The following is a 2,899-nucleotide window of genomic DNA, read 5'->3' on the forward strand; positions in this document are numbered from 1 at the left end:
GAGCTTCCGCAGCACCGTGATCGCGCCGCTGGCCGACGCCGTCGACGTGGGCTCGGCGTGGAGCGGGGTCAACTACGAGCAGCTCGCGGCCCTGCAGCCGGACGTGGTGTTCCTCGAGGCGTGGGTCGCCAGCGAGGAGAACCGGCAGATGCACGCCCACGAGGTCGACACCATCGAGGCGCTCGGCATCCCGGTGATCGTGTTCGTGTCGCCCTCCAACTTCGAGGAGCCCGACATCGTCACCGCGTGGGAGCACATCGAGGTCGTCGGGCAGGTGTTCGACAAGGAGCCCGAGGCCCAGGCCCTGGTCGCCAACCTCGAGGAGCACCTGGACGTCGTCCGCGACCGCACCCGCGACATCCCGGAGTCCGAGCGCGCCGACGTCGTGATGTTCGCGACCGTGGACAACGTCATGGGCGAGCGCAGCATCCAGTCGTACTTCCTCACCGAGATCCTCAACGCGAACAACATCGCCGGCCCGGGCACGTTCATCACCGTCTCGGAGGAGCAGCTGCTGTCCATGGACCCCGACGTCCTGGTGGTCCTCGGCCACGACGGCTACCTCGACCCCGAGCTCGTGTACGCCGGGCAACGTGCCGGTCTCAACTGGGCCAACCTGCAGTCCATGCGCGCCATCGAGGAGCGCCGCGTGGTGAGCGTGGGCTACGACGAGTGGCGTGCGACCGTCGAGACCCCCGTCGGCCTGCTGAAGATGGCGTCGGTGATCTACCCCGACCGGTTCGACGACATCGACGTCGACGCCGTCGAGCAGGAGTTCTACCGCGAGGTCTACGGCCTGGACGACGACGCCGCGGCCACCGCGATCGACGCCCAGCGCTACCTCGGGGAGCTGGACGACTGATGGCCACCGCCTCGACCGGGGCCGTCCCCGGTCCCTCCCTCGCCCCGCGCGCGACGCCCCGGGCGCCGTCGCGCGCGGGGCGCAGGCCCCGGGGCAAGGCCCTGGTGGTGCTCGGTGCCGCCGTGGCCCTGGTGATCGCGGCCCTGGTGTCGATCACGATCGGCGCCTACCCCGTGCCGTTGGGCGAGGTGATGTCGGTGATCGCCGGCCGCCTCGGCCTGGTCGAGCAGACGGGGTCCGTGCACGAGACGGTCGTGTGGGACATCCGCCTGACCCGCACGCTCGTGGCCATCGCGGTCGGCGCGTCGTTGGCGATCAGCGGCGCCGTGTACCAGGGCGTGTTCCGCAACCCCCTGGTCGAGCCGTACGTGCTCGGGGTGTCCTCGGGTGCGGCGTTCGGCGCCGGGCTCGCGGTCCTCACCTCGTTCGTGCTGTCGATGCAGGTGCTGGCCTTCACGTTCGGGATGGTGGCGGTGTTCGCCACCTACACCCTGTCCCGGGTGCGGGGCCAGACCCCGACCGTGACGCTGATCCTCGCCGGGGTGGTCATCGGGTCGCTGTTCTCGGCGATGTTCTCCCTGTTCCAGTACGTGGGCACAGAGGAGCAGCTGCGCCGCCTGGTCTTCTGGATCATGGGCGGGCTCTACCGGTCCACGTGGTCGGACGTGGCGGTGGTGCTCCCGCTCGCGGTCGTCGGCTGCGGGATCATCTGGGCCTACGGCTGGAAGCTCAACGTCCTCACCCTGGGGGAGGAGGAAGCCGCCGCCCTGGGCATCCGGTCCGAGCTGACCAAGCGCGTCCTGATCGTGGTGGCCACGGCCATCACCGCGATCGCGGTGTCGGTCTCGGGGATCATCGCCTGGGTGGGTCTGATGATCCCGCACGCCGCCCGCCTCATGATCGGGCCCGACAACCGGTACGTCCTGCCGCTCTCGGCGGCGCTCGGCGGCATGTTCGTGATCCTGTGCGACGTGATCGCCCGCACGGTGACGACCGGCGAGGTGCCCATCGGGATCATCACCTCGATCCTCGGCGCCCCCTACCTGATCTACCTGCTGCGCACCCGGCTCGACTACTTCTCCGGGAGGTCCTGATGCTGCGTGTCGAGGACGTGTCCTTCGCCTACGGCGACCACCAGGTCCTGGACCGGGTCGGGTTCGAGCTGGGCACCCACGAGCTGTGCGCCCTGTTCGGCCCCAACGGGACCGGCAAGTCCACGCTGTTCCGGTGCATCCTGGGGCACCTGTCCCGCACGGGCAGGGTGCACGTGGACGGCAACGACACCAGCCGGATGACGGCCGGGCGCCTGGCCCGCCTGGTGGCGTACGTCCCGCAGGAGCACCGGCCCCCGTTCCCCTACCGGGTGCGGGACATGGTCCTCATGGGCCGCACCCCCCACCTGGGCGGGGTGTTCGGGCCCGGTCGGCGGGACCAGGAGGTCGCCGACGCCGCGATGGAACGCATCGGGGTGGCGCACCTGGCCGACCGCTCGTACACCACGTTGTCCGGGGGGCAGCGGCAGCTGGTGCTGCTGGCCCGGGCCCTGGCGCAGGAGACCCCGGTGCTGCTGCTCGACGAGCCCACCGCGGCGCTGGACTTCGGCAACCAGCTGCTGCTGTGGCAGACGGTCCGGAGCCTGACCGCCGAGGGGCGCACGGCACTGATCTGCACGCACGACCCCAACCACGTCCTGTGGTTCTGCCACCGGGCGCTGGTGCTGGGCCGTGACGGCCGGCTGGTCGCCGACGGGCGCGTCGCGGACGTCGTCGACGACGAGCTCGTGACAGATCTGTACGGCCCGGTCAGCGAGGTCGCGGCGCACGGTCAGGACCGCGTCGTCCTGCCTCTGGACAGGAGTTCTCTGGCGAATCGGGACAACCCGGGCGCGAATCGGGAATCGGTCCTCAACTCTGCGCGAAGGTAGCCGATGAGCCGAGTGTGACAGCACGTCCTGACTGCGTCCCGGCTCCCGGTCGGGGCCGCGCCCTGGCGCTCCTGGCGCGCGGCGGCGTGCGCCGCACCGCGGTGGTCCTGGGG

Annotated in this window: 3 protein-coding genes; all 3 read left to right on the forward strand. The window is 70.9% G+C overall.

Annotated elements, in window-relative coordinates; translation table 11 throughout:
- The coding region (locus tag N869_RS14050) for an ABC transporter substrate-binding protein (protein ID WP_035062617.1) at positions 1 to 862 on the forward strand (862 nt) is incomplete at its 5' end.
- Positions 862 to 1,956: a FecCD family ABC transporter permease gene (locus N869_RS14055; RefSeq protein ID WP_084137221.1), complete on the forward strand. Its 1,095-nt coding sequence runs from the start codon at positions 862 to 864 to the stop codon at positions 1,954 to 1,956. The genes N869_RS14050 and N869_RS14055, both read left to right, overlap by 1 nt.
- Positions 1,956 to 2,786, forward strand: a complete 831-nt coding sequence (locus N869_RS14060) for an ABC transporter ATP-binding protein (RefSeq protein WP_035062619.1) — start codon at positions 1,956 to 1,958, stop codon at positions 2,784 to 2,786. The genes N869_RS14055 and N869_RS14060 overlap by 1 nt, the downstream gene beginning before the upstream one ends.
- The last annotated feature ends 113 nt before the right edge of the window (positions 2,787 to 2,899 follow it).

This window comes from Cellulomonas bogoriensis 69B4 = DSM 16987, assembly GCF_000767165.1.
Classification (GTDB): Bacteria; Actinomycetota; Actinomycetes; order Actinomycetales; family Cellulomonadaceae; genus Actinotalea; species Actinotalea bogoriensis.

What these genes read in the sequence shown, in the direction of transcription:
- N869_RS14055 (WP_084137221.1), top strand. Translation starts at nt 862, where the DNA reads ATGGCCACCGCCTCGACCGGGGCCGTCCCCGGTCCCTCCCTCGCCCCG.
- N869_RS14060 (WP_035062619.1), top strand. Translation starts at nt 1,956, where the DNA reads ATGCTGCGTGTCGAGGACGTGTCCTTCGCCTACGGCGACCACCAGGTC.